18 protein-coding genes are annotated in these 25,121 nt (G+C 72.9%); 5 read left to right on the top strand and 13 right to left on the bottom strand.

The genetic code is table 11. The features are described 5' to 3' along the window. Nucleotides 1-223: 223 nt before the first annotated feature. Together ACFVYF_RS07270 and pepN are read right to left on the bottom strand one after the other, a co-directional pair. A complete protein-coding gene (locus ACFVYF_RS07270) occupies nucleotides 224-3,538 on the bottom strand; it encodes a BTAD domain-containing putative transcriptional regulator (RefSeq protein ID WP_389452041.1) in 3,315 nt (1,104 codons plus the stop codon). A 164-nt stretch (nucleotides 3,539-3,702) separates the two neighbouring features. Next, the gene (pepN, locus tag ACFVYF_RS07265; protein ID WP_389452038.1) at nucleotides 3,703-6,339 is read right to left on the bottom strand and encodes an aminopeptidase N; all 2,637 of its coding nucleotides are present in this window, start codon (nucleotides 6,337-6,339) and stop codon (nucleotides 3,703-3,705) included. A 172-nt stretch (nucleotides 6,340-6,511) separates the two neighbouring features. Here pepN and ACFVYF_RS07260 point away from each other — a divergent pair, with 172 nt between their 5' ends. Beyond that, on the top strand, nucleotides 6,512-6,946 hold the full coding sequence (locus ACFVYF_RS07260) for a (2Fe-2S) ferredoxin domain-containing protein (RefSeq protein ID WP_389452035.1): 435 nt from the start codon (nucleotides 6,512-6,514) through the stop codon (nucleotides 6,944-6,946). Nucleotides 6,947-7,247: 301 nt separating this feature from the next. Next, nucleotides 7,248-9,374 (top strand): NAD-binding protein, encoded by a 2,127-nt coding sequence (locus ACFVYF_RS07255; protein WP_389452143.1) that lies wholly within the window; start codon nucleotides 7,248-7,250, stop codon nucleotides 9,372-9,374. A 226-nt stretch (nucleotides 9,375-9,600) separates the two neighbouring features. Here the strand turns inward: ACFVYF_RS07255 and ACFVYF_RS07250 are convergent, their stop codons facing one another. Next, nucleotides 9,601-11,505: a prolyl oligopeptidase family serine peptidase gene (locus ACFVYF_RS07250; protein WP_389452032.1), complete on the bottom strand. Its 1,905-nt coding sequence runs from the start codon at nucleotides 11,503-11,505 to the stop codon at nucleotides 9,601-9,603. 122 nt (nucleotides 11,506-11,627) lie between these two features. Between ACFVYF_RS07250 and ACFVYF_RS07245 the strand changes: the two genes are divergently transcribed. After that, a complete protein-coding gene (locus tag ACFVYF_RS07245) occupies nucleotides 11,628-12,446 on the top strand; it encodes an SURF1 family protein (RefSeq protein WP_389452029.1) in 819 nt (272 codons plus the stop codon). Here the strand turns inward: ACFVYF_RS07245 and ACFVYF_RS07240 are convergent. From ACFVYF_RS07240 to ACFVYF_RS07210, 7 genes are all read right to left on the bottom strand, one after another. Beyond that, on the bottom strand, nucleotides 12,416-13,465 hold the full coding sequence (locus tag ACFVYF_RS07240; RefSeq protein WP_389452026.1) for a hypothetical protein: 1,050 nt from the start codon (nucleotides 13,463-13,465) through the stop codon (nucleotides 12,416-12,418). The two genes, ACFVYF_RS07245 and ACFVYF_RS07240, sit on opposite strands and share 31 nt — an antisense overlap. Nucleotides 13,466-13,548: 83 nt before the next feature. Then, on the bottom strand, nucleotides 13,549-14,220 hold the full coding sequence (locus ACFVYF_RS07235; RefSeq protein WP_389452024.1) for a SigE family RNA polymerase sigma factor: 672 nt from the start codon (nucleotides 14,218-14,220) through the stop codon (nucleotides 13,549-13,551). A 453-nt stretch (nucleotides 14,221-14,673) separates the two neighbouring features. After that, a complete protein-coding gene (locus ACFVYF_RS07230) occupies nucleotides 14,674-15,750 on the bottom strand; it encodes an aspartate-semialdehyde dehydrogenase (protein WP_389452021.1) in 1,077 nt (358 codons plus the stop codon). Next, nucleotides 15,750-17,024 carry an aspartate kinase gene (locus ACFVYF_RS07225; protein ID WP_383286424.1) on the bottom strand — a complete coding sequence of 425 codons (1,275 nt, stop codon included), beginning with the start codon at nucleotides 17,022-17,024 and terminating at the stop codon, nucleotides 15,750-15,752. The genes ACFVYF_RS07230 and ACFVYF_RS07225 overlap by 1 nt, the downstream gene beginning before the upstream one ends. A 266-nt stretch (nucleotides 17,025-17,290) precedes the next feature. Next, nucleotides 17,291-17,950, bottom strand: a complete 660-nt coding sequence (locus ACFVYF_RS07220; RefSeq protein WP_389452018.1) for a DUF5063 domain-containing protein — start codon at nucleotides 17,948-17,950, stop codon at nucleotides 17,291-17,293. Continuing rightward, nucleotides 17,943-18,542 carry a recombination mediator RecR gene (gene recR, locus ACFVYF_RS07215; protein ID WP_356133870.1) on the bottom strand — a complete coding sequence of 200 codons (600 nt, stop codon included), beginning with the start codon at nucleotides 18,540-18,542 and terminating at the stop codon, nucleotides 17,943-17,945. Before recR ends, ACFVYF_RS07220 begins: the two co-directional genes overlap by 8 nt. A 150-nt stretch (nucleotides 18,543-18,692) precedes the next feature. Further along, complete coding sequence (locus ACFVYF_RS07210; RefSeq protein ID WP_389452140.1) at nucleotides 18,693-19,037, bottom strand: YbaB/EbfC family nucleoid-associated protein; 345 nt, start codon at nucleotides 19,035-19,037, stop codon at nucleotides 18,693-18,695. Between the two features lie 278 nt (nucleotides 19,038-19,315). On the opposite strand from ACFVYF_RS07210, the gene ACFVYF_RS07205 reads away from it, so the two are divergent. Beyond that, the gene (locus ACFVYF_RS07205; protein ID WP_389452015.1) at nucleotides 19,316-20,056 is read left to right on the top strand and encodes an SLATT domain-containing protein; all 741 of its coding nucleotides are present in this window, start codon (nucleotides 19,316-19,318) and stop codon (nucleotides 20,054-20,056) included. A 269-nt stretch (nucleotides 20,057-20,325) separates the two neighbouring features. Here ACFVYF_RS07205 and ACFVYF_RS07200 read toward each other — a convergent pair whose 3' ends face one another. The 3 genes from ACFVYF_RS07200 to ACFVYF_RS07190 form a co-directional block, all read right to left on the bottom strand. Beyond that, nucleotides 20,326-22,326, bottom strand: a complete 2,001-nt coding sequence (locus ACFVYF_RS07200; protein WP_389452012.1) for a serine/threonine-protein kinase — start codon at nucleotides 22,324-22,326, stop codon at nucleotides 20,326-20,328. Between the two features lie 79 nt (nucleotides 22,327-22,405). After that, nucleotides 22,406-22,882 carry a MarR family winged helix-turn-helix transcriptional regulator gene (locus ACFVYF_RS07195; protein WP_389452009.1) on the bottom strand — a complete coding sequence of 159 codons (477 nt, stop codon included), beginning with the start codon at nucleotides 22,880-22,882 and terminating at the stop codon, nucleotides 22,406-22,408. After that, complete coding sequence (locus ACFVYF_RS07190; protein ID WP_389452006.1) at nucleotides 22,879-23,481, bottom strand: type 1 glutamine amidotransferase family protein; 603 nt, start codon at nucleotides 23,479-23,481, stop codon at nucleotides 22,879-22,881. The genes ACFVYF_RS07195 and ACFVYF_RS07190 overlap by 4 nt, the downstream gene beginning before the upstream one ends. Nucleotides 23,482-23,675: 194 nt before the next feature. On the opposite strand from ACFVYF_RS07190, the gene ACFVYF_RS07185 reads away from it, so the two are divergent. Beyond that, nucleotides 23,676-25,031: an aspartate aminotransferase family protein gene (locus ACFVYF_RS07185; protein ID WP_389452003.1), complete on the top strand. Its 1,356-nt coding sequence runs from the start codon at nucleotides 23,676-23,678 to the stop codon at nucleotides 25,029-25,031. The last annotated feature ends 90 nt before the right edge of the window (nucleotides 25,032-25,121 follow it).

The raw sequence follows: 25,121 nt of genomic DNA, 5'->3' as shown, positions 1-25,121 counted from the left end.
CAGGGCCACGTACACGACCGGGCGCGCCTCGACAGGGCCACGTACACGACCGGGCGCGCCTCGACAGGGCCACGTACATGACCGCGCGTGCCTCGACAGGGCCACGTACACGACCGGGCGCGCCTCGACAGGGCCACGTACACGACCGGGCGCGCCTCGACAGGGCCACGTACACGACCGGGCGCGCCTCGACAGGGCCACGTACACGACCGGGCGCGCCTCGTCAGAGCCGCGGCACCGCCCGCAAGGTCTCCGTCTCCAGCCATCGCAGCGCGTCCTCGCGGGAGTACGCCGCCCCGTCTTCGAACGCCTTCTTGAAGCCCTCCTCGCCCAGTGTCGCCACGATGCGGTCGACCAGCTCGCACCACTCCGGCTCGCCCCAGTCGAAGGCGCCGCGCATCACCTGGCTCATGCCGAGCGACCTGGCGCCCTCCTCCGGGGCGCCTTCCAACGTCCGTATTCCGCCGAGCAGTTCGGCCACCCAGGCCAGCGCGGCACCCGCTCCCTGGCCGAGCAGGGCGCCGGCCGCCTCGGGCAGCAGGGCCCTGGCCCGCACGGCGTCCCCCTCGGCGAGACGGTTCTCGATGCGGGTGCTGACGACCAGGTCGCGGGCCAGTTCTCTCAGGGAGGGGCGCCGGGCGCTCAGCGCCTCGAGACGGTCGAGGGTCGCGTCGGACTGCGCCAGGTCACCGGCCCTGCGGTGCACATTGGCCAGGCCCACCAGGATGTTGGCCTCCAGGCGCAGCTGCCCGTGCTCGCGGGCCTGCCGGTGCGCGGCGTGCAGATCACGGAAGGCGCCTGCCAGGTCACCGCTGCGCCGGCGTTCGCGGGCGAGTCTGGCCTTGCTGAGGTAGAGGTAGTCCTCGGTGCCGAGTTCGGAGCTGAGCGCCACGGTCCGTTCGAAGGTGGCGATGGCCTGGGGGTACTCGCCGCGCAGGGAATGGTCGCGGCCGATCGGGAGCAGGCTCATCACGATCCCCCAGCGGTCGCCCACCTCCTCGAAGCCGCGCAGGGCCTCGATGCGGGACTCGGCGCCGGTGACCAGGTCGCCCTGTTCGGTGAGGGCGAAGTCCCGTGCCAGGTGGGCGCCGGCTCGCACCCAGGGGTCGGGCGACCGGAGAGGGTCCTGGCCCGCGGTACCGCCCGGTCCTGATGCGCCTGCGGGGAAGGAGACCTGGGACATCCGCAGGAGCAGTACGGCCGGATGGAACTCACGTGCCGTCGCCGACTCGCCCTCCACGGACGGACGTTCGCCGCCCCGCGCCCCTGCAGATCCCGGTGTCTGTACGGAGCCCCCTGACCGTACGGATTCCCCTGCCGGTACGGATTCCCCTGCCCGTACGGAATCCCCTGCCCGTACGGATTCCCCTGCCCGTACCGAACCCGGCCCGGCGACCTCCCCTGCCCGTACCGAACCCGGCCCGGCGACCTCCCCCAGATACGTGTCCAGCTGTGTGCTCATCCCCCTGATCCCCCAGTACCAGAACATCGCCCCGGCGAAGCGAGCGGCCAGGCTTCCCGTCGGCACCGCCCCGTCCCGGGCGTCGACGACCGAGCGCAGCGCGAGGACGAGGTTGTCGTGTTCGGCGTCGAAGACCTCGATCGCACGCAGCTGTTCGCGGGTACGGAGGCGGGGTTCGTATTCTTCCGCGAGGGCGAGGAAGTACTCGGTAAAGCGCTTGGTGACGGCCTCCCCGGACTCGCCGGACTCCCCCGACTCCGCGGCGGCGAGCTGCCTCGCCGCGTACGCGCGTACCGTCTCCAGCATCCGGTAGCGCGGCCCGCCCGTCCCTTCGTCGACAGCGGTGACCAGCGACTTCTCGACCAGAGTGTCCAGGACGTACGGGATGTCGGCGGCCGGGAGCGACGGGTCCGCGCAGACCGCTTCGAGCGCGGGGACGGTCGCGCCGCCCGGGAACACCGACAGTCTGCGGGCGAGGATCCGCTCGGGTTCGTCGAGCAGGTCCCAGCTCCACTCGACGAGCGCGAGCAGGGTGCGCTGGCGGGGCAGCGCGGTGCGGCTGCCCGAGGCGAGGAGACGGAAACGGTCGTCGAGGCGGCGCGCGATCTGCTCGACACTCATCGACCGGAGCTTGGCCGCGGCCAGTTCGAGGGCGAGCGGCATCCCGTCGAGCCGCCGGCAGATCTCGACCACGGCGTCGAGGGTCGAGTCGTCGAGCGTGAAGTCCGGCCGGACTCCGGCGGCCCGGTCGACGAAGAGGCGCACCGCGGGCGACTGCGCGGCCTCGGCGGGCTCCGGCGATCCCATCGGTACGTCGAGGGGGCCGAGGTGGCACAGGGATTCGCCGGTGATGGCGAGGGCCTCGCGGCTGGTGGCGAGGATCCGCAACTCCGGTAGCTGGTCGAGGAGTTCGGCGGTGAGTTCCGCGGCCGCCTCGACGAGGTGCTCGCAGTTGTCGAGCAGGAGCAGGGCGTCGCCGCTGCCGAAGAGCCCGGCCATGCGCTCGACCGGCGTGGCCCGCTGCCCCTGGCCGGCGTCGTAGAGGCGGCCGTCGGTGGAGCTGAGGGCGCCGAGTACCGCGTCGGCCAGCTGGTCGGGGGCGCTCACACCGGCGAGCGGCACGAACCAGACCCGGCCGCGCGCGTGGGCCCGGTCCCGGATGGCCGCCTCCAGGGAGAGGCGGGTCTTGCCCGCGCCACCGGGGCCGACGATGGTGACGAGCCGGCTGTGGGCCAACTGCGTGCCGAGCCGGTCCAGTTCACCGTCACGGCCGACGAAGCTGGTCAGCCGGGCCGGGAGACGGCTCGCGGCGGCCTCGGCCCGCTCGACGGGCGTCTCCAACTCGCCTCGCAGCAAAGCCAGATGGGTTTCCCGCAGCTCGGACGACGGGACGACGCCGAGTTCGTCGTCGAGCCGCTTGCGTATCTCCTCGTACACGGCGAGGGCGTCGGACTGCCGTCCGGCCGCGGACAGTGCCCGCATCCGCAGCCCGGCGACCCGTTCGCTCAACGGCCGCTCGGCACCGGCCGCTTCGAGGTCGGCCAGCACCTCTCCGTACCGTCCGAGCCGCAGCTCGGCATCGCAGCGGTCCTCGGCCGCCGCGGTGCGCAGGCCGTCGAGCCGGGTGGCGACGGGCCCGGCGAACGGGGCATCGAGGACGTCCGCGAGCGCGGCGCCCTGCCACAGGGCGAGCGCCGCCGTGAGCAGCGAGGCCGCCTCGCCGGGCCGCCCGGCCGCGAGTTCCCGTCTGCCCCGGGCGGTCAGGTCCTCGAAGCGGTGAACGTCCACGTCCTCGGCGCGCACCGAGAGCCGGTAGCCTCCGGACGCCGACTCCACGGCCGCGGACCCGCGCAGCGCCCTGCGCAGCCGGGACACCAGCGCCTGCAGCGCGTTGACCGCGTCGGCGGGCGGCTCCTCTCCCCACAGGCCGTCGACGAGCGAGTCGACGGACACCGTCCGGCCCTCTTCGAGGGCGAGCCTGGCGAGGAGCATCCGCAGCCGGACGCCACCCAACTCCACCGGCGTCACCTCGTCGGCGTACACCCGAATCGGTCCCAGCAGCTCTACGCGCACCACGGTGGTCTCCCCCCTCAGGACCGACCGGCCCCTACCGTGTCGATCACCCCTCCAACGCCGGGTCAGCATCACCCACCCGACGCCCCCGGTAAAGGGCCGGCGCCGGCGTCCGCGCCCACGGCCGGCCCCGGGAACGGGAACCGGCCGGGCCTGGGCGTCCCTGACTACGCCCGCCCCGCCGCCCCGGCGCGCGTACGGAGCATCCGGGTCACGACGTCCGCGCGGTCCAGGAGGAGGGTGCGGACCACCGGCGGGGTGGGCTCGGCCGCGGTGCGGGCGGCGGTGAGGAACGCGGCGTCGACCGCGTACGGCGGGAAGAGGCGGCTGGTGAAGACCATCGCGGGCATCATGCCGCCGAGGAACAGGTGGGGGACGAGGTCGAGGAAGCGCTGGGGGTAGGGAGCGAGGACGGCGTCCTGGCCCGGGCGCCAGAACGCGGTCGCCACCTGGCTCACGGCGGCGATCGGGACCGCGCGGTCCACCGCAAGGCGCTGCCAGACCTCGGCCTTCGCCGCCGGGTCCGGGAGGGCGGCCCGTACCGTGAGCGCGCGGATCCAGGCGTCCGGGTCGGGGTCGCGGTCCAGCAGGGCCGCGGCGCGGGCGTCGGCGGTCGTGTCACCCAGTTCGGCCCTGCGGGTCAGCACGCGCCAGTGGAGGTCGACGCCGTCCCCGGCGTACTGCTGGAGCCGGGCCAGGTCGTCCGGGTCGGTCGCCGTACGGGCGAGTCCGCGCAGCGCGACCTGACGGCGGCCCGGGTCCTGTGCGAGGTTCCGGCAGGCGGCGGCCACCAGAGCGGTGAGTCCGGCGCGTTGGGGCTCCGGGGCCCACAGGTCGGCGATGTCCGCGGCCAGCGTGAGGTACGGCTCGATCACCGCGTCCGAGGTCTCGGCCGCGAGGACGGCCGTGACGCAGCGGCCCGCCTCGGCGGCCGTCGCCTCCCCCGTGATGAGCAGGTCCCACACCGTCGCTACGGCCACACCCCGGGAGATGGCCGTGGGCAGCTCGTGCGCCGCCGCGAGGAGGGTCTCCCGGTCCTCGTGACCGGGCCGGGTGGTGGCGAAGGTGAGGTCGTCGTCGTTGAGGAGGACCAGGTGCGCCTCGCCCCCGAGGGGCAGCTCCAGGGGCGTACGGGCCCCGTGCACCTCGGTCTTCACCAGCGCCGTGCGCTCGAGGCCGTCGCCCCGGCGGGCGTAGACGCCTACGGCGAGCGCGTGCGGGCGGGGGCCGCCGGCCGGTCCCTCGGCGACCAGGACACACGCGTCGCCCTCCCGCTCCAGCGTGAGCCGGTCCGTGCCCGCCGTCTCCAGCCAGCCCGTGCGCCATCCGTCCAGGTCGCGGCCGGCGGCCTCGGACAGCGCCTCGATCAGGTCCTGGAGGGTGGTGGTGCCCCAGGCGTGCCGGGCGAAGTACGCGGTCATGCCGGCCACGAAGGCCGCCTCGCCCACGTATGTCATGAGCTGCCGCAGGACGGAGGCGCCCTTGGGATAGGTGATGGCGTCGAAGATCGTGCTCGCCTGGGCGACGTCCTCGATGGGCTGGCGGATCGGGTGCGAGGTCGGCCCCTGGTCGGCGAGATACGCCCGGAGTTTGCCGACCGCCAGATGGCCCGCCCACGCGTCGGTGTGCGAAGTGGCGCGCTCCGCGGCCCAGTTGCAGGCGAACTCGGCGAACGCCTCGTTCAGCCAGAGGTCGTCCCACCAGCGCATCGTGACGATGTTGCCGAACCACATGTGCGCCAGCTCGTGGAGCAGCACCTTGGCGAGAAGTCCGCGTTCCGCCGGCGTCGGCGCGGACCGGCGCAGGAAGTCGTCCGCCCAGGTGACACAGCCGTAGTTCTCCATCGCCCCGCCGTACTCGGGCACGAAGACCTGGTCGTACTTGCGCTGCGGGAACGGCATGCCGAACATCTCGGCGAAGAAGTCCAGCCCCTGCCGGGTGAGCGTGAAGATCTCCTCGGCGTCGCGTTCGAGGACGGCGGCCAGCGAACGGCGGGCGAGGACCCCCAGGTCGTGGCCACCGCTCTCGCGCCGGATCTCGTGGAAGGGGCCGGCGTTGACCACCGTGTTGTACGGCGACAGGGGCGGGGTGTCCGGGAAGGCCCAGCGGCGGACCGCGCCGAGCGTCTCGACGTGCGGGTCACCGGAGTTGCTCGTGACCGTCCACGCGTCCGGGGCGGTCACCGTGAACGCGTGCGGCGCCTTGAGGTCGGGCTGGTCGAAGCACGCCCACACGAACCGCGCCTCGTCGGGCTCGAAGGACATCCAGACGTACACCTCGCCGTCGGCGGGGTCCACCGCCTTGTGCACGCCCTCGCCTGCGGTGGTGTTCGCCTGGACGCTCTCCACCCGCAGCACGTTCCGCCCGGCGAGGGAGGGCAGGGGGATCCGGCCGTCCCCGGAGGGGGTGAGCGGGACGCCGTTGAGCGTGGCGCTCAGCACCTGCGCGGCGCAGTCCACGAACGTCTCCGCGCCGGGCTCCCGGCAGCCGAAGGTCACGGTGGACACGCACCGCACCTCCGGGCCGGCCGCCAGGCCGGTGAGGTCCACGGTGACGTCGTACCGCTCGACGGCGAGGAGCGCGGACCGCCGCTCGGCCTCGGTCCGGGTGAGGCTGCGCGGGGTCGTCGCTCCCGTGCGTGCGCCGACTTCGGTCCCCTGCTCGCCTTCTTCGAAGCTCTGCTTGTCTTCTTCGGTGCCCGGCTTGCTTTCCTCGATGCCCCGCTTGTCTTCTCCGGTGCCCGGCTTGTCTTCTCCGGTGCCCCGCTTGCTTTCCTCGGTGCCCTGCGCGCCGTGTTCCGGCATGTCCACCCGTCCCCCCGTGTCCGCCCGCCCCATGGCCTTCGGTCACTCTGCCACGGTGGGGGGGTGACCGCATGAACTGAGTTCCGGGGCGGTCTCGTACGGTGGCGGTCGGTGACGCGGGGCACGGTCTCGCGCGGATCCCCTCGACGTCCCTCGCGAAAGGTCTCCCCCGGTGACAGTCAACGCCCCGCGCCGCCAGTCCCGTACGGTCGCCGTCGGCGCCGCGGCTTCCCGGCCCTGCACCCTGGTCGTCTGCCGGGGATGCTGCTGCGGCAGTCCGCGCAAGTACCCGGGGACCGACCACGCCTGGCAGTTGGAGCGGCTGCGGGCCAGTGCGGAGGCGTCCGGCGGGCGGTTCGCCGTCCGTACGACGGACTGCCTCGGCCCCTGCGACCAGGCGAACGTCGTCGTCGTACAGCCGTCCGCGGCCGGCCGGCGTCAGGGTGGCAGGCCGACCTGGATCGGCTTCGCCATGGACGACGACTGCACCGATGAGCTGCTGAGCTGGGCGGCCGCCGGAGGGCCGGGGGTTGCGGAGCCACCGGTCGCACTGGAGCTGCAGTTCGTCCGGCCGCCGCGCGAGGCCAGGTCCCGCGCTCGACGGTAGACACCCGCCGGTGGTTGGACGCCGGTCGACGGACGCCGGTCGACGGACGCTGGTCGACGGAGGCCGGTGGACGGAGGCCGGTCGACGGAGGCCGGTGGACGCGCGCCGCATCCGCTTGGGCGCGCGCGGCTCGCACGAGCCGCCCAACAGCCCTGTCGACAGGGGGAGTTCGAAGCCGGCACACCGGTTCGCGGCTGGGCCACCCGCCCGTCGAGGTGGAACCAGTGGTGCACGTGCGGCAGTCTTCTCCCTTGTGGCGACCCTTCCGAACCAGAGCGAACCGCCCGACGCCGCCGCACACATGGTGGTGTGCGGCGACGACGGCCTGGCGCACCGGCTGGCCGCCGAGCTGCGGAGTGTCTACGGCGAACAGGTGACCCTCGTCGTACCGCCGGCCGCGCGCCGCGTGCAGCCGCCGACGGTGGGGCGGGCCCGCGCCACGGCCCTGTTCGACCGGGTGTCCGCCGCCGTGACCCGCGCCGCCGGCAACGGAAACGGCAACACCGATGCCGGGGCCGGCCGTACGACGGGAAACCGGGACGCGGGAGCCGGCCGTACGACGGGAAACCGGGACGCGGGAGCCGGCCGTACGACGGGAAACCGGGACGCGGGAGCCGGCCGTACGACCGGGAATGGCGGAGCCGGTCGTACGGCAGGGAACCCGGGAGCCGTGCGGGTGTCCGAAACCCCGGGTGCCGAGCGGGTGTTGGAGGCCGGCGAGGCCACCGAGGCCGTACTCGCCGAAGCCGGTGTGGAGCGGGCCGCCGCGCTGGCGCTGGTGTACGACGACGACGAGACGAACATCCGGGCCGCGCTCACCGCCCGACGGCTCAATCCGCGACTGCGTCTGGTCCTGCGGCTCTACAACCGGCGTCTGGGCCAGCACATCGAGGCGCTTCTCGACCAGGCCTCGGCGCTGGCGGCGGCGGGCCTGGCGGCGGATCCGGAGAACCCGGAGAACCCCGAGGACTTCGACGGGTTCGACGCCTCCACCACCGTCCTCTCCGACGCCGACACGGCCGCGCCCGCGCTCGCCGCGACCGCCGTGGCCGGCACCAGCAAGGTCGTCCAGACGGACGGGCTGATGCTGCGCGCCGTCGAGCGGCAGCCGCCGGGTCCCGGGCAGGTCGCCGACCCCGGTCTGTGCACGCTGGCGCTGCTGTCCGCCACGACCAACGACCCGGCCGGCGCGGACGGTTCCGAGAGCAGCGGCGAGCAGGGGCCCCGGCTGCTGCCCGACGAACGGGCGGTGGCCGCGGCGACCGGCCGCGGGACCGTCGTCCTGGAGACGGTGTCCTACTCGGGTCCCGCGCTGCCCGCCGGCCGCAGCGTCGTGCCGTTCGCCGCGCTGCTCTCACGCCGGCTGCGCTGGTCGTTCGCCGGACTGGTCGCGTGTGTGGTCGCGCTGGCGGTGGCGTCGATGGTGGTCACCAACGAGGGTCCCCTGCACGCCACTTACCTGACCCTGCTCGATCTGTTCGCCATCAACGACCCGGCCATAGGCGAGCCCCTCGGCCGGCAGCTCCTCCAACTCCTGTCCGGGCTCGTCGGGTTGCTCCTTCTTCCGGTGCTGCTGGCCGCGGTGCTGGAGGCGCTCGGCACCTTCCGCAGCGGGTCCGCGGTGCGCCGGCCACCGCGCGGACTGTCCGGGCATGTGGTGCTGCTCGGGCTGGGCAAGATCGGCACCCGGGTGCTGACGCGGCTGCGCGAACTGCACATCCCCGTGGTGTGCGTCGAGTCCGACCCGGAGGCGCGCGGCCTGGCGACCGCGCGGCGGCTGCGGGTGCCCGTGGTCCTCGGTGACGTCACCCAGGAGGGCGTCCTGGAGGCCGCGAAGATCAACCGGGCGCATGCGCTGCTCGCCCTGAGCAGCGCCGACACCACGAACCTCGAAGCGGTCCTGTATGCCCGCTCCGTACGCCCCGATCTCCGCGTCGTCCTGCGCCTGTACGACGACGACTTCGCGACCGCCGTGTACCGCACCCTGCGGGCCGCGCACCCCCAGGCGCTCACCCGCAGCCGCAGCGTCTCCCATCTCGCGGCACCGGCGTTCGCCGGAGCGATGATGGGGCGGCAGATCCTCGGGGCGATCCCGGTCGAGCGACGGGTGCTGCTGTTCGCGGCCCTGACCGTGGGCGGACATCCGCAGCTGGCGGGACGGACGGCGGACGAGGCGTTCCGCGCGGGGGCGTGGCGCGTGCTCGCGCTGGACCGGGCGGCGTCCGGGGGACGGCAGGCCGACCCCGCGGCCGCGGACACCCCGGCCGGGGACCACCGGCCCTCCGGGCTGGTCTGGGACCTGCCCGCCGCCTACCGGCTGCGCCCCGAGGACCGGGTGGTGCTGGCAGCCACCCGCCGTGGCCTCGCGGAGCTGCTCGGACGCCGGCCCCGGGAACGGACGGGGACGGGCACGGGCACGGGGACCTAGGAGGTGTCCGTACCAACGGGGGTCCGGCACGCCCCTCCCCCGGACAGGCCCCGAACAGCCCGGGCCCGGCACGCCCTCCCCCGAACAGCCCAGATCCGGCACGCCCTCCCCCGAACAAGCCCCGAACAGCCCGGGCCCGGCACGCCCCGCCCCCGGGCAAGCCCGAACGGCCCGGGGCCCACCACGCCCCTCCCCCGTCAGGTCCCGGCGGGCCCCCGTCCCGCCGTCACCCCCGAAGGTGCCGCTCCGCGAAGTCCAGCTCCAGCCTGACCTGCTTGATGCGTTCGTCGACGACGAGGGAGCCGTGGCCCGCGTCGTACCGGTACACCTCGTGGACGGCGTCGCGGGCCGCGAGGCGGGCCACGTAGTTGTCGATCTGGCGGATGGGGCAGCGCGGGTCGTTGACCCCGGCCGAGATGTAGACCGGGGACTTGACCGCGTCGACGTAGGTCAGTGGGGAGGAGGCCTCGAAGCGCTCGGGGACCTCCTGCGGGGTGCCGCCGAGCAGCGTGCGGTCCATGGCCTTCAGGGCCTCCATCTCGTCCTCGTACGCCGCCACGTAGTCGGCGACCGGGACGGCGGCGATGCCGAGGGTCCACGCGTCCGGCTGCGTGCCCAGGCCGAGGAGCGTGAGGTACCCGCCCCAGGAGCCGCCGGTGAGGATCAGCCGGGAGGGGTCGGCGAGCCCGGACGTCACCGCCCACTCGCGCACCGCCGCGATGTCCTCCAGCTCGATCAGGCCGACCCGGTGCTTGAGGGCGTCCGTCCACTCCCGGCCGTACCCCGTGGAGCCGCGGTAGTTGACCCGGACCACCGCGTATCCGTGGTCGACCCAGGCGGCCGGGCCCGCCGCGAAGGAGTCGCTGTCGTGCCAGGTCGGCCCGCCGTGGATGTCGAAGACGGTGGGCAGCGGACCGGTCACCCCGGCGGGCCTCTGGACCAGGGCGTGGATGCGGCCGCCGGGTCCGTCCACCCATACGTCCTCCACGGGCACGGATCCCGGGGACTTCAGGCCGGGCGGGTCCAGGACCACCTCGCCGGTCGTCGAGCGCACCGCCGACGGCTCGGCGGCCGACGACCACAGGTACTCCACCGTGCCGTCCGGGCGGGCGGTGGCTCCCGACACCGAGCCGGCCGGGGTGGGCACGCGGACCAGCTCGCGGGTCGCCAGGTCGTAGCGCCACAGCTCGCTGCGGGCCTCGAAGCTGTGCGAGACGAGCAGCGCGGAGCCGTCGGGATACCACTCGGCGCCCACGTCACCGGGCAGGTCGAGAGCGAGGTCGGTCTCCTCGCCGGACGCCACGTCCCACACCAGCGGCTCCCAGTGCCCGCGCCGCTGGTGGCCGATGAGCAGCCGGGTGTCCCCGTCGACCGGGGCGAAGCCCAGCACCTCAAGGCCGAGCTCGACCGTGCCGCCCTCGGTGTCGTCGAGCTCGGCGACCGGGGAGCCGTCGAGCCGCAGCACGCGCAGCGCGGAGTGCATCGCGTCGCCGTGCTCGGTGTGCTCGATGGCGATCAGGGAGCCGTCGTGCGAGAAGTCGCCGACGCCCGCGGACTCCCGGTGCCGGTAGAGCTCCACGGTGGGCTCGCCGGTGCGGGCCAGATGGATCGTCGAGCCGTCCTCGTCCGTCGAGCGGCCCACCACCGCCGTACGCCCGTCGCGGCCGATGGCCAGTCCGGCGGGGTAGGAGGGTTCGAGCCCGGGAACCGCCGGCTCGTCCACGTCGGCCGGGCTCGCGCCGGCCGGGACCCCGCCGGCCGGGGCGTCGGTGAACCGCCGGCGGCGCCAGATCCCGAACTCGTCGCCGTCCTTGTCGTCGAACCACCAGATCCACTCGCCGTCCGGCGAGAGCACGCCGTCCGTGGTGCCGTTCGGCCGGTTCGTGACCTGGCGCTGCTCGCCGGTCGCGCGGTCCCACGCGTACAGCTCGTACGTCCCCGTCGCGTTGGAGACGAACAGGGAGCGGTGCGGGGCGTCTTCCGCCCAGTCCGGCAGGGACACCCGCGGCGCCCGGAAGCGCTTCTCCCAGTCGGGCGTCGCACCAGCCGGTGCGGAGGACCCCGGCTTCCCCTCGGTCCCGCGCACCTGCCCCGACCCGAACTCCTGCGTGGACCCGTTGCTGTCAGTCATGGCCCCATAGTGCCTGGCCCTTCCGACAATGCGCTGACGGGCCCCTCAGCCTGTGGACAACTTCCTGAGCGGTACTGACCCCGAGCCCCGGCCCCGTACCCCGGCCCCGTACCGTGGAAGCCGTGTACCGGTTTCTGCTGACGCCCCGCTGGTGGGGGATCAACGTCTTCGTGCTGTTGGCCATCCCCTTCTGCGTGTTCATGGGGTCATGGCAGCTGAGCCGGTTCGAGGACCGGGTCCAGGACCACCGGACGGCGACCGACCAGGCGGCGTCGGCCAAGACCGCGTCCGCCCGCCCGCTGGACGAACTGCTGCCGGTGGACCAGAAGACGTCCGGCGCCCAGGCCACCGCGACCGGCCGGTACGGAAAGCAGCTGCTCGTGCCCGACCGGGAGCTCGACGGCAGACGCGGCTACTACGTGCTGACCCTGCTGCGGACCGACGGCGGCAAGGCACTGCCCGTGGTCCGGGGCTGGCTGCCCGGCGACGCGGACCCGGCGAAGGCCCCGGCCGCACCGGCCGGCGAGGTCACCGTGACCGGCGCGCTCCAGGCGTCCGAGAGCCCGGGGGCGAACGGGGTGAGCGCGGCCGGCGGGCTGCCCTCCGGCCAGGCCGGCGCCATCAGCTCGGCGTCGCTGGTGAACCTGGTGCCGTACGACCTGTACGACGCGTGGGTCACCCTCACTCACGCGGACAGCGGGATGACGGCGGTGCCCGCGACGGCGGCGCAGGGCACGGGGCTGGATCTGAAGGCCTTCCAGAACCTCGGCTACACCGGCGAGTGGTTCGTCTTCGCCGGCTTCGTCGTCTTCATGTGGTTCCGGCTGCTGCGCCGGGAGGCCGAGTTCGCCCGGGACGCGGAGCTGGGTCTGCTTCCGGTCCCGGACGAGCGGCACAGCGAGCAGGACACTCAGGAACCGGCGAGCAGTCCGGTCCAGTAGACGGTCCCCGAGCACGCGTTGGACACGACGGTGGAGGCCGACGGCCCACCGGGCTCCGCCGTGTAGGTCACGGCCACACTGCCGTCGACCGTGCCCTCCTCCCTGACCAGCTGGGAGGAGACGCCCGCGTCGGTGGACGTACCGCCGCTGCCGCTGGTGCCTTCCGAGGGCGTCGGGTCCGGCGAGGGTCCGCCGCTGCCGCCTTCGGTGGGACAGGCCGCCGAGGGCACCCAGGCGAACTTCACGACATAGGACCCGCCCGGCTGGAGCACCAGGGAGATGGCCTCCGCGGAGGGATCGGGCAGACCGGCGGCTCCGTCGCCCGCCGAGTGCCGCGCCGAGGTGATTTTGGACTGGTCCGCCGCGCCCTGCGCACCCGCGCCCACGCTGCCGGCTCCGGCGACGGAGCAGGGGGTGCTCGAGACGTTCGAGATCGTGAAGCTGCCGTAGACCGCCCCGGTGGAGTCCGGGGAACCGACGGCCGGCGTGGCGTTGCCCAGCTGCGCCGCCGTACAGCTCACGGCGTCGGCGATCGAGGCGCTCGGGTTGACGCCGCCGACGGCTCCGCCGCTCGCGCCCTTGCCCTTGTCCTTCTCGCCCTTGTCCTGCTTGCCCTTGTCATGGGACTTGCCCGAGCCGCCGGCCGAGCCGCCGGAGCCGTCCTGGCCCTGCCGGCCGGCACCGCCCTGGGTCTCCTCGCTGTTGCCCACCACGGAAGGGTTCGCGTTCGAACCCGACGAGTTCGAGACGTGCACGAGCGCGGGGACGGCCGTGCCGATGAAGAGCGCGGCGGCCGCCATGCCGACGACGGCCTGCCGCTTGCGGGCGCGTCTGGCCGGAACCGCGCGCCGCAGATGCTCCAGCGTGCCGTCGGTCGGTTCGATCTCCTGGACGGCGTCGTGCAGCATCCTGCGGAGGGCCAACTCGTCCGAGCCGAGCCCTTCGACACCCTGGATGTCCGGGCCGAGTCCGTCAGGACCCTGTCCGTCCAGGTCTTGTCCGTCGGGGCCGTGATTCACAGTTCCGTTCCCAGCTTGCGATTGGTGGTGCTCGTGCTCCGGGGTCCGAGGTTCCTCGGGCCGTCGCCGCTTCTCGTCGCCGCTCATGCCGCCGGTTCCTCCATGGCGACGCGCAGCGCGGCGATGCCACGTGAGCCGTACGCCTTGACCGACCCCAGCGAGATGCCCAGCGTCTCGGCGACCTGCGCCTCGGTCATGTCCGCGAAGTACCGCAGCACCAGGACCTCGCGCTGTCGGCGCTGCAGTCCCTTCATGGCCTTGATCAGCGCGTCGCGCTCCAGCTGGTCGTACGCACCCTCCTCGGCGCTCGCCATGTCCGGCATCGGCTTGGAGAGCAGCTTGAGCCCGAGGATGCGCCGGCGCAGCGCGGACCGCGAGAGGTTCACGACGGTCTGGCGCAGATACGCCAGCGTCTTCTCCGGTTCGCGGACCCGCTTGCGCGCCGAGTGCACCCGGATGAAGGCCTCCTGGACGACGTCCTCGCAGGACGCGGTGTCGTCGAGCAGGAGGGCCGCGAGGCCCAGGAGGGAGCGGTAGTGGGTGCGATACGTCTCGGTCAGATGGTCGACGGTGGTGCCGGCGGCGATCGTCTCGTCAGCACCGTCGCGCTGGTTCGGTAGGCGGGTCGACCGCGCTGCGGGCATGGGGGCGATCACCGGCATGCCGCCGGGCACGCCGGGGCTGCGGGGTCGGCGGGGTGGACGCAGGGCGCTGCCCCTTGTCTGTACCGCGGAGAAATCGAGTACCTCTGCCACGCCAGTTGGACACGTCTCCCCCCGAGAGGGTTGTACGCGTCAGGCATCGCGTTTGCTTCAGGCACCCCGTTTGACGATGTGTCAAATGCCCTCATGCGTACCAGCTCTTCCCTTGTGCCCCGTTTGCCGTGAAGTCCGGTCACCCCCGAAGGGCGACCGCAAAGACGCTCCCCGCCCTCCGCGCGGTTGCGGAGAACGGGGAGGGAAATCTTCGAACGCCACGAGGGTCCGATTCAAGTGGTCCGGACCATTAACCGGCTCACAGAACTGAAACAGATCCTACAAACGAACCGGCCGGCGGCCACTGAGATTCCCGCCGCCGTCCCCCGGCAGCGCAGAACCTGCGTTCCCGCGCGCGCAGCACGCCGGACCGGCACCCACCGCGAGCAGGCCCTGAACCCACCCCGGCCGTCCCCCGTCGAACATCCCCCGTCACCCGTCCCGTCGAAGAACCTACGCCGCCGCGATCTCCGCAGCGACCAGTTCCGCGATCTGCGCGGTGTTCAGTGCAGCACCCTTGCGCAGGTTGTCCCCGCAGACAAACAGTTCCAGCGCCGTGGAATCGTCGAGCGCCCGGCGCACCCGCCCCACCCAGGTCGGGTCCGTGCCCACCACGTCGGCGGGCGTCGGGAACTCACCGGCGGCCGGGTTGTCGAAGAGGACGACCCCGGGAGCGGTGGCGAGGATCTCGCGCGCCTTGCCGACCGTGACCTCGCTCTCGAAGCGGGCGTGGACGGTCAGCGAGTGCGTGGTCACGACCGGAACGCGGACGCAGGTCACGGCGACCTTCAGCGTCGGCAGCCCGAGGATCTTGCGCGTCTCGTTGCGTACCTTCATCTCCTCCGAGGACCAGCCGTCGTCCATCAGGGAGCCGGCCCAGGGCACCACGTTGAGCGCCACCGGCTCCGGGAACGGCCCGGTGTTGTCCCCCACGGCACGGCGTACGTCACCGGGCTTGGTCCCGAGGTCCGTACCGGCGACGAGGGAGAGCTGCTGCCGGAGCGTCTCGACTCCGGCGAGGCCGGCCCCGCTCACCGCCTGATAGCTGGAGGCCACCAGCTCGCGCAGCCCGAACTCGGCGTGCAGCGCGCCCAGGGCGACGATCATCGAGAGGGTCGTGCAGTTCGGGTTGGAGATGATCCCGCGCGGCCGTCGCCGGGCCGCGTGCGGATTGACCTCGGGCACGACGAGAGGCACTTCCGGATCCATCCGGAAGGCGCCGGAGTTGTCGATCACGACCACGCCCTTGGACGCGGCGAGCGGCGCCCACTGGGCCGCCACCTCGTCGGGTACGTCGAACATCGCGACGTCCACCCCGTCGAAGGCGGCCTCGGTGAGGGCCACGACCTCGACCTCCTCGCCGCGCACGGCCAGCTTGCGGCCGGCCGAGCGCGGCGAGGCGATCAGACGGATCTCGCCCCAGATGTCCGCGTGCTGGGACAGGATCTGGAGCATGACGGTGCCGACGGCGCCGGTCGCACCCACGACCGCGAGCGTCGGCCGCCCGCTCCGCGACCCTGACGGGGACATCAGCGGCCCGTGCCTCCGTAGACGACGGCCTCGTCGCTGTCGGAGTCGAGCCCGAAGGCGCTGTGCACGGCCCGCACGGCCTCGTTCACGTCGTCGGCGCGGGTGACCACGGAGATACGGATCTCGGACGTCGAGATCAGCTCGATGTTCACGCCGGCGTCGCTGAGCGCCTCGAAGAAGCCGGCCGTGACGCCGGGGTTGGTCTTCATGCCCGCGCCGACCAGGGAGATCTTGCCGATCTGGTCGTCGTAGCGCAGCGAGTCGAAGCCCACCGCGCTCTTGGCCTTCTCCAGGGCGTCGATGGCCTTGCGGCCCTCGGTCTTGGGGAGGGTGAAGGAGATGTCCGTCAGACCGGTGGAGGCGGCGGACACGTTCTGCACGATCATGTCGATGTTGATCTCGGCATCGGCGATGGCGCGGAAGATGACGGCGGCCTCGCCCGGCTTGTCCGGGACGCCGACGACCGTGACCTTGGCCTCGGAGGTGTCGTGAGCGACACCGGAGATGATGGCCTGCTCCACCTTCTGGTCCCCTTGCTTCGGCTCGTTGCTGACCCAGGTGCCCTGCAGCCCGCTGAAGGACGAGCGCACGTGGATCGGGATGTTGTAGCGGCGGGCGTACTCCACACAGCGGTGGAGCAGCACCTTGGAGCCGGAGGCGGCGAGCTCCAGCATGTCCTCGAAGGCGATCCAGTCGATCTTCTTCGCCTTCTTCACCACCCGCGGGTCGGCGGTGAACACGCCGTCCACGTCGGTGTAGATCTCGCAGACCTCGGCGTCCAGCGCCGCGGCCAGCGCGACGGCGGTCGTGTCGGAGCCGCCGCGCCCGAGGGTGGTGATGTCCTTCTTGTCCTGCGAGACGCCCTGGAACCCGGCGACGATGGCGATGTTGCCCTCGTCGAGCGCCGTCCGGATGCGGCCCGGCGTGACGTCGATGATCCGCGCTTTGTTGTGGACCGAGTCGGTGATGACACCCGCCTGGCTGCCGGTGAACGACTGGGCGCTGTGGCCCAGGTTTTTGATCGCCATCGCCAGCAGGGCCATGGAGATCCGCTCTCCCGCGGTCAGCAGCATGTCGAATTCCCGTCCGCTGGGCATCGGAGATACCTGCTCGGCGAGATCGATCAGCTCGTCCGTCGTGTCGCCCATCGCGGAAACGACCACGACCACCTGGTGGCCGTTCTTCTTCGCTTCCACGATTCGCTTGGCGACGCGCTTGATGCCCTCGGCATCGGCTACGGAGGAGCCTCCGTACTTCTGCACGACAAGGCCCACGTGCGCTCCTCGCTCAATCCGTCTCTGCACCGCACAACTGCGGTCGGCTCAGTCTAACGAGCGGCCGGAATTCCCTTCCCGGGTATCGCATGGTGAGATGTCCCGCTCACCACATGATCACCCGGGACGTCAGGTCAGCCGGGCCCTCCGGCCGCTCCAGGACGGCACCTGCCCAGCCGGCCGGAATGCAGTCCGGGGAGTGGCACTGCTCACACAGGGCGGGCGTCGGGGCGGCGCGGGCCGGCCGCCCCGAGCGGAGCGTCAGGTCACTTGACCTCGCGCAGGCCCAGCGGGCCCCCGATCTCCTCCACCATGACCCGGCCCGCCTCCTCGGCGAGGACGTCCTCGCTGAGGTCCTGGTCGGTGTCGAGGCCGTCCAGCTCCTGCAGGGGCTGGTTCAGCCGGACATGGGCGACCAGCGACTGGAGGGCGCGCAGGGTGGCCGAGGCGGTGGAGCCCCAGTTGGAGAAGTAGGAGAACTGCCACCACCACATGGCCTCCGTGGTGCGGCCCGCCCGGTAGTGGGCCATGCCGTGGCGCAGATCGGCGAGGACATCGGCCAGGTCGTCGGAGATCCGGGCCGGGACCGGTGCCTTGCGGGGCTCGTAGGGATCGAAGACCTCGGAGTAGACGTCGATCGGGTCGAGCATGGCCGCGAGGCGCTCGCGGATGTCGTCCACGTCCGGCTCCGGGCCGAGATCCGGCTCGTAGCGCTCGTCCGGGACGATGTCCTCGTGCGCGCCGAGCCGGCCGCCGGCCAGCAGGAGCTGGGAGACCTCCAGGAGGAGGAAGGGCACGGCGGAGTCGGGCTCGTCCCCCTTGGCGATCTCGGTGACCGCGACGAGGAAGCTCTCGACCTGGTCCGCGATCTGGACCGCGAAGTCGTCGGGCTCGTGGCTGGTCTCGTGCAGCGTGGCGTCAGACATCTAGGAGTCGTCTCCCCTCGAAGGCGCGGCCGAGCGTGACCTCGTCCGCGTATTCCAGGTCGCCACCCACAGGGAGGCCGCTGGCCAGGCGGGTGACCTTGAGGCCCATGGGCTTGATCATGCGGGCGAGATACGTGGCCGTGGCCTCGCCCTCCAGATTCGGGTCCGTGGCGAGGATCAGTTCGGTGACCGTGCCGTCGGCCAGCCTCGCCAGCAGTTCCCTTATGCGCAGGTCGTCCGGGCCGACACCCTCGATCGGGCTGATCGCGCCGCCCAGGACGTGGTACTTGCCCCGGAACTCACGCGTCCGCTCGACCGCGACGACGTCCTTCGGCTCCTCGACCACGCAGATGACCGAGAGGTCGCGGCGCGGGTCGCGGCAGATGTTGCACAGCTCTTCCTGCGCGACGTTCCCGCAGGTCGCGCAGAAGCGGACCTTCGCCTTGACCTCCATGAGGCACTGCGCGAGGCGGCGGACGTCCGTCGGCTCGGCCTGCAGGATGTGGAAGGCGATCCGTTGCGCGCTCTTGGGACCGACGCCGGGCAGCCGTCCCAGCTCGTCGATGAGGTCCTGAACCACGCCTTCGTACAACGGACTGCCTTTCCTGTACTTCGTGCCGCGTCGGTGCGCTTCGCTTCGTCCGTACCTACCAGTGTCTTGGTACGTACGGTAGTTGGCCGCCGTCGGTCTCCGGAAGGCGGACCGGGTTACCGCGCGGCGGGCCGGGCCCGGGACCGGGTCTCAGAACGGCAGACCGGGGATGCCGCTGCCGCCGCCGAGCCCCTGGGTGAGCGGGCCGAGCTTCTGCTGCTGGAGCGTCTGGGCGTTCTCGTTGGCCGCCTGGACGGCCGCGACGACGAGGTCCGCGAGGGTCTCCGTGTCCTCGGGGTCCACGGCCTTCGGGTCGATCTTCAGCGCCCTGAGCTCGCCGGAGCCCGTCACGGTCGCCTTCACCAGACCGCCGCCCGCCTGGCCTTCGACCTCGGTGCGCGCCAGTTCCTCCTGGGCGTTCGCGAGGTCCTGCTGCATCTTCTGGGCCTGCTGGAGCAGCTGCTGCATGTTGGGCTGGCCACCACCGGGAATCACGATCAGCTCCTGGTTTCGTACGGCTGTGTGGACGGGGGTTTCTCGTCCAGGCACGAGCCTACGTGGTCAGGGGGCCGATCGCTCCAGCACTCTTTCGGGTGAGCCGACGCGGAAGCCTATACCTGATCAAGACCACCTTCCGGGCGGAAAAGCCTTGAAACCAGGGCCATCGCCACCCATTGGGCGGTAGGAAGGGTGCGGCGCTTCAGCACCAGGCGTCACGCAGTCTTGTGGCGTCCGTGCAGCCGTCACGCAACGTCATCAGTAGGGAGTGCCGGGTGAGCCAGCCGGAGATGCAGCCCGAGGGGCCGCCCCAGGACGAGCGGGGCGAGGGCGCCGCGGGGCCCCGGCCGGGCGACCTCGGCGGCCGGCCCTTCCCGCTCGGCGACTGGGGCGAGCCCGCCGAGCGGCTCCACGAGCTGTACCGGTGGGTGGAGCGGGGGGCACTGGACACGGCGTGCTGGTATCTCACCGACCGGCTGTGGAAGCGGCGCGGGGCGCGGGTGCTGCGGTCCGGGGCGGCGGCGGGCGCGGTCGCCGGGGCGGCGCTGCCGCTGCTCGACCTCACGGGCACGGTGAGCGGCGTGGCCCCCTGGGGCTATCTGGCGCTGCTGCTCGCGGTCGCCTGTGTGGCCGGTGACCGGTTCTTCGGGGTCACCTCCGGCTGGATAAGGGATGTGGCCACCGCGCAGGCCGTGCTGCGGCGGCTCCAGGTGCTCCAGTTCGACTGGGCCTCCGAGAGCGTGCGGGAGGTGCTCGGGCCGACCGAGGGGACGGCCGGGGAGGCCGCCGAGCGCTGCCTCGGGGTACTGCGGCGCTTCTCCGAGGACGTCACCGAGCTGGTCCGCGCGGAGACCGCGGACTGGATGGTGGAGTTCCGGACGGGACCGGCCCCGCTGGGCATCCAGTCGTCCGTGCCCGGCACCGCCCGCCAGGAGGGCGCCCCGCCGGGCCGCTTCCCGCTGCCCCCGGGCGCCCGCCCGAACATGCCCCGCCAGCGCCCGCCGGAGCCGCGCTGAGCGGGGTGGTCCCGCTCGGGCCCTCGGGTCAGGCCGACGGGTCCGGGAAGGCCGCCGGGCTCCGCAGACCGGAGCGGCCCACCGCGCGTACGCCGAAGAAGACGGTGTCCTTGGAGAGGCCGGCCTCGGGCGCCGTGGTGTCGCCCACGGGGATCACATGGGTCCACTCGGAGGCCGTCGTCCCACGCCAGAGGACCTCGTAGCCGGCGAGGTCCGGCTCGGGGCCGCGGGTCCAGGTCGCGGCAACGCTGTTCCGGGCGGTGTCGGTGTCAGTCGTCCTTCGTGAACGTCAGGGCCTCGCCCGAGCTCGTGTTCACCCGGCGCAGCCGGCCGTCCGAGAGGAGGGTGACCTCGGTGGCTCCGCCCGGGGAGCAGGAGGTGGCCGGTTCGCCGACGACCACCTTGGACGGGCCGATCTTCAGCGGGCCGCCGGCGGTGGGCGTCTCGGTCAGTTCGGCGCGGAACACGCAGTGGTACGTGCCGCTGCCCGACGGGCCGTCCGCGGTGAGCGAGAGGATCGTGTCCCCGGCCTTGCCCTGCTGGATGACCAGGCGCCGGGGGTTGTGCCCGGTCGCGTTGTCGATGCTGGTGGTCCAGGTGCCGAGGTAGCCGTCGGGGACCGCGCCGTCCTTGGGCGGCTGGGTGGTGGGCGACGAGGACGCGGGGGGCGAGGGCTGCGAGGTGTCGGGGCCCGGTGTCGTGGGCGCGTGGGAGCCCTGGGCCGCCTTGTCGTCGTCGCTGTCGCCGCTGCCGTTCTTCATCAGCGCGTACACCGAGCCGCCCGCGCCGAGCGCGACGACCAGGGCGACCGTGATCAGCGCAGCCGTGGAGCGGCCGCTTCTGCGCGAGGCCTCCGGCGACTGCGGGGGGACTCCCGGGCCGTAGGGAGGCGTGGGGCCAGGACCGTAGGGAGGCGTCGCCGCGGGTCCGTACGGCGGCGTCGGACCCGGCCCGTACTGCGGGCCGTAGCCGGACGCGGGTCCGGGACCCCAGCCGTTCTGCGGATAGCCGTAGGCCGAGGCTCCCGGGTGCGGCGGCTGCTGGGGGGGCTGCTGCGGATAGCCGTAGGCCGGGTGTCCGGTGACGGGCGGGGCGGACGGCGGGGCGGTCTGCCCCGGTCCGCTGACCATCGTGGGGAGGTGACCCAGCGGGGCGGGCTGTCCCGGTGGAGGCGGGGTGGACCCGGCCGGGGCGTCGGGGGTGGAGGCGTGCTCGGGGGCCGCCTCCTGGGCGGGGGGCTTGACCAGGTCGGGAGTGCCGGCGGCTGCCGCCGGGTCGGGGGCGGCAGAGTCCCCCGCGGGCAGCTCCCGCGGCGACCCCTTCGCGGCCCCGGCCGGATTCCCCGCCTCGTCCGGGTTCTCCGTCTCCAGCAACTGCACGGCGTGGCGCCCGAGTTGGGCCACCAGGCCGCCCGGCAGCCAGGGGTCGCGCGCCCGCCCGTCGGAGACGGTGTCCTCCGCCCCCGTACGCTCCAGGATCTGTTCCAGGGAGGGCCGGGCGGCGGGGTCCTTGCGCAGACAGTCGCGCACCAGGTCCGCGAGGGACTCGGGCACTCCCGACAGGTCCGGCTCCTCCTGCGCGATACGGAACATCAGCGCGTGCACTCCGCTGTCGGAGCTCCCGAAGGGCAGGGCGCCGGTGGCGGCGTACGCGAGCACCGAGCCGAGGCAGAAGATGTCGCAGGCGGGGGTGATCCGGTCCCCGCGGACCTGCTCGGGTGCCATGAACCCCGGGGAGCCGACGAGTGCGCCGGTGCGGGTGAGCCCGCCGTCGGTGACGGTCTCCAGGGCCCGCGCGATTCCGAAGTCGATGACACGCGGCCCGTCGATGGTGACCAGGACGTTCGAGGGCTTGAGGTCCCGGTGGATGAGCTCGGCGGCGTGGATGTCCTGCAGGGCGTGCGCGAGCCCGGCCGCGAGGATCCGCACCGACCGCTCGGGCAGCGGACCGTGGTCGTGCCCGACGACGGTCTGCAGGCTCGGCCCGGCGACATAGCCCGTGGCGACCCACGGAATGGCCGCTTCCGTGTCCGCGTCGAGCACCGGGGCGGTCCAGTACCCGCCGACCCGCCGTGCGGCCTGCACTTCCTGGCGGAAGCGGGCCCGGAACTCCTCCTGCTCCGCGAGTTCCTGGCGTACGAGCTTCACGGCGACGGTACGGCCCCGGCCGGACCGGGCCAGATAGACCTGGCCCATCCCGCCGGCCCCGAGCCGCGCCAGCAGCCGGTAGCCACCGATCCGCTGCGGCTCCCCAGCCCCCAGCTTCTCCATCGCTGCGCCACCTTCCCCCGTATGTGAGCAACAGACCGAGGATAGTGCGACGGTCCGGGGAGGTGGGCGGGGGCGGTGTCTACGGTTCCGTAACAGCGGCCGGCCGCTGGGCCGGCAGCCCGATCTCGTCGAGCGCCACCGACAGCCGTTCCAGCACACGTACGGTCTCGGCGAGCCCGGCGTCACCGAGCGCGGCGGCGAGGCGGTCGGCGAAGGCGGCGTGCGCGGGGCTGATCCTGGCGACGGCGGCGCGGCCCGCCTCCGTCGGGGTGAGCAGCTTGGCCCGGCGGTGGGCGGGATTGGGCGCGTACGCGGCCAGTCCGCGCTCGACCAGCAGGTCGGCGATCCGCTGCACGCTCTGCCGCGTGATGCCCATGACCCGGGCGATCCCGGCGACCGGCAGCGGCTCGGGCAGTACCGCGCCGAGGACCTGCCACCAGGCGGCGGTGAGTCCGGCGGGGCGGGCCAGCTCCTCGGCCACGGCGAGGAACTGGCCGTTCAGCCGGAAGACCCCGAGGGCGCTGCGGCTGAACAGGTCCTGTCGCGCACGGCTCACCGCTGGGCCTTCTCGAGCACGGCGTACGCCTCCGCGTCGGAGTCGTGGAACAGCCGATACCAGGCGTCCAGCACCTCGCCCTCGTACACCCCGAGCAGGCCGAAGACCTCGCGCGCGAAGGCGACCGGCTCGGTGGGGCCCGCGGTGATCAGGTTCCCGTCGGTGACGGCGTCGGCCTCGACATAGCGCTCGCCGCCGCCGTAGCCGGTGGCCGCGAGGTAGAAGGAGACGGCGCTGGTGTGGTCCCGGTCGTCGAGCAGGCCCTCGCGGGCGAGGCCGGCGGTGGCTCCGCAGATGGCGGCGACGGGGACGCCCGCGTCGAGGAACGCGCGGGCCGTGCGGGCGAAGGGCGCGAGGTCGTCGCCCGTGTCCCAGAGGTCCGCGCCGGTGAGGACCAGCAGGGAGCTGTCCTCGGGGCGGATCTCGTCCAGGGCGAGATCGGGCTGGACGCGCAGTCCGCCGATGGTCGTGACCGGTTCGCGGGTCGGCCCCACGGTCCGGATGCCGTACCCGGCGCGGGCCAGATAGCCGGCCGTGTGCCCGGTCTCCCAGTCGGCGAAGGTGTCGTACACGGCGAGATGCACGGGCTTGCGGCTCATGATTCCTCCTCGGGCACAGCACGAAGACTGTGTAAGTATCCTGTCAATTCGACAGCTTGCTGTCAAGTGCAGGCCGTGGCCCCGGGCCCGTTCCGCCCCGCGCCCGGCAAGCCCGACAGACTGTCGCGGAAAGCCCCGGACCGCAGACAGGACGCCGATGTCGCGTCCGTACCGTGGACATTTACGCTCGCCGCATGACCCCTCAGCCCAACCCCCAGGCCGGCGCCGCCGTGAAGGCCGCGGACCGTGCGCACGTGTTCCACTCCTGGTCCGCGCAGGAGCTCATCGACCCGCTCGCCGTCGCCGGCGCCGAGGGGTCGTACTTCTGGGATTACGACGGAACGCGGTATCTGGACTTCACCAGCGGGCTCGTCTTCACCAACATCGGCTATCAGCACCCGAAGGTCGTCGCCGCGATTCAGGAGCAGGCCGCAACCCTCTCCACGTTCGCGCCCGCCTTCGCCGTCGAGGCGCGCTCCGAGGCGGCCCGGCTGATCGCCGAGCGGACCCCGGGCGATCTCGACAAGATCTTCTTCACCAACGGCGGGGCCGAGGCCGTCGAGAACGCCACCCGCATGGCCCGGCTGCACACCGGCCGGCCGAAGGTGCTCTCCGCCTACCGCTCGTACCACGGCGCCACCTCCGCCGCGATCAACCTCACCGGTGACCCGCGCCGCTGGGCCAACGACAGCGGCGCCGCCGGTGTCGTCCACTTCTGGACGCCGTTCCTCTACCGCTCCCCCTTCCACTCCGACAGCGAGGCCCAGGAGTGCGAGCGGGCGCTCCAGCACCTGGCCGACACCATCGCCTTCGAGGGGCCGGCGACCATCGCCGCGATCATCCTGGAGACCATCCCGGGGACCGCGGGCATCATGACGCCGCCGCCCGGATACCTCGCCGGCGTCCGCGAGATCTGCGACCGGTACGGGATCGTCTTCATCCTGGACGAGGTCATGGCCGGGTTCGGGCGTACGGGCAAGTGGTTCGCCGCCGACCACTTCGACGTGACGCCGGACCTGCTCACCTTCGCCAAGGGCGTGAACTCGGGGTACGTGCCGCTCGGGGGCGTCGCGATCTCGTCCGCCATCGCCGAGACCTTCGCGCGGCGGCCCTACCCCGGCGGGCTCACCTACTCCGGGCACCCGCTGGCCTGCGCCGCCGCCGTCGCCACTCTCACCGTGATGGAGGACGAGGACATCATCGGGCAGGCCGCCCGGACCGGCGAGAACATCATCGGGCCCGGTCTGCGCGAGCTCGCCGAGCGGCACCCGAGCGTCGGCGAGGTGCGCGGCACCGGTGTCTTCTGGGCGCTGGAGCTGGTGCGGGACCGGGAGACCCGGGAGCCGCTCGTGCCGTACAACGCGGCCGGTGCGGACAACGCGCCGATGGCCGCGTTCGGGGCGGCGGCGAAGGCCCACGGCCTGTGGCCCTTCATCAACATGAACCGGACCCATGTCGTGCCGCCGTGCAACATCACGGAGGCGGAGGCCAAGGAGGGACTGGCCGCCCTGGACGCGGCCCTCGCGGTGGCGGACGAGCACACCGCGTGACGCCGGGGCGGGCCGGCCGGGGCCGTTCGGGGGTGCGGGGACCGGGCCACCTGGTTCGGGACGAGCAGGGCCCCCGGGGAACCCCACCGC

It is taken from the genome of Streptomyces sp. NPDC058274 (assembly GCF_042881375.1).
Taxonomy (GTDB): Bacteria; Actinomycetota; Actinomycetes; order Streptomycetales; family Streptomycetaceae; genus Streptomyces.
This window is presented reverse-complemented; position numbering and strand designations above follow the sequence as displayed.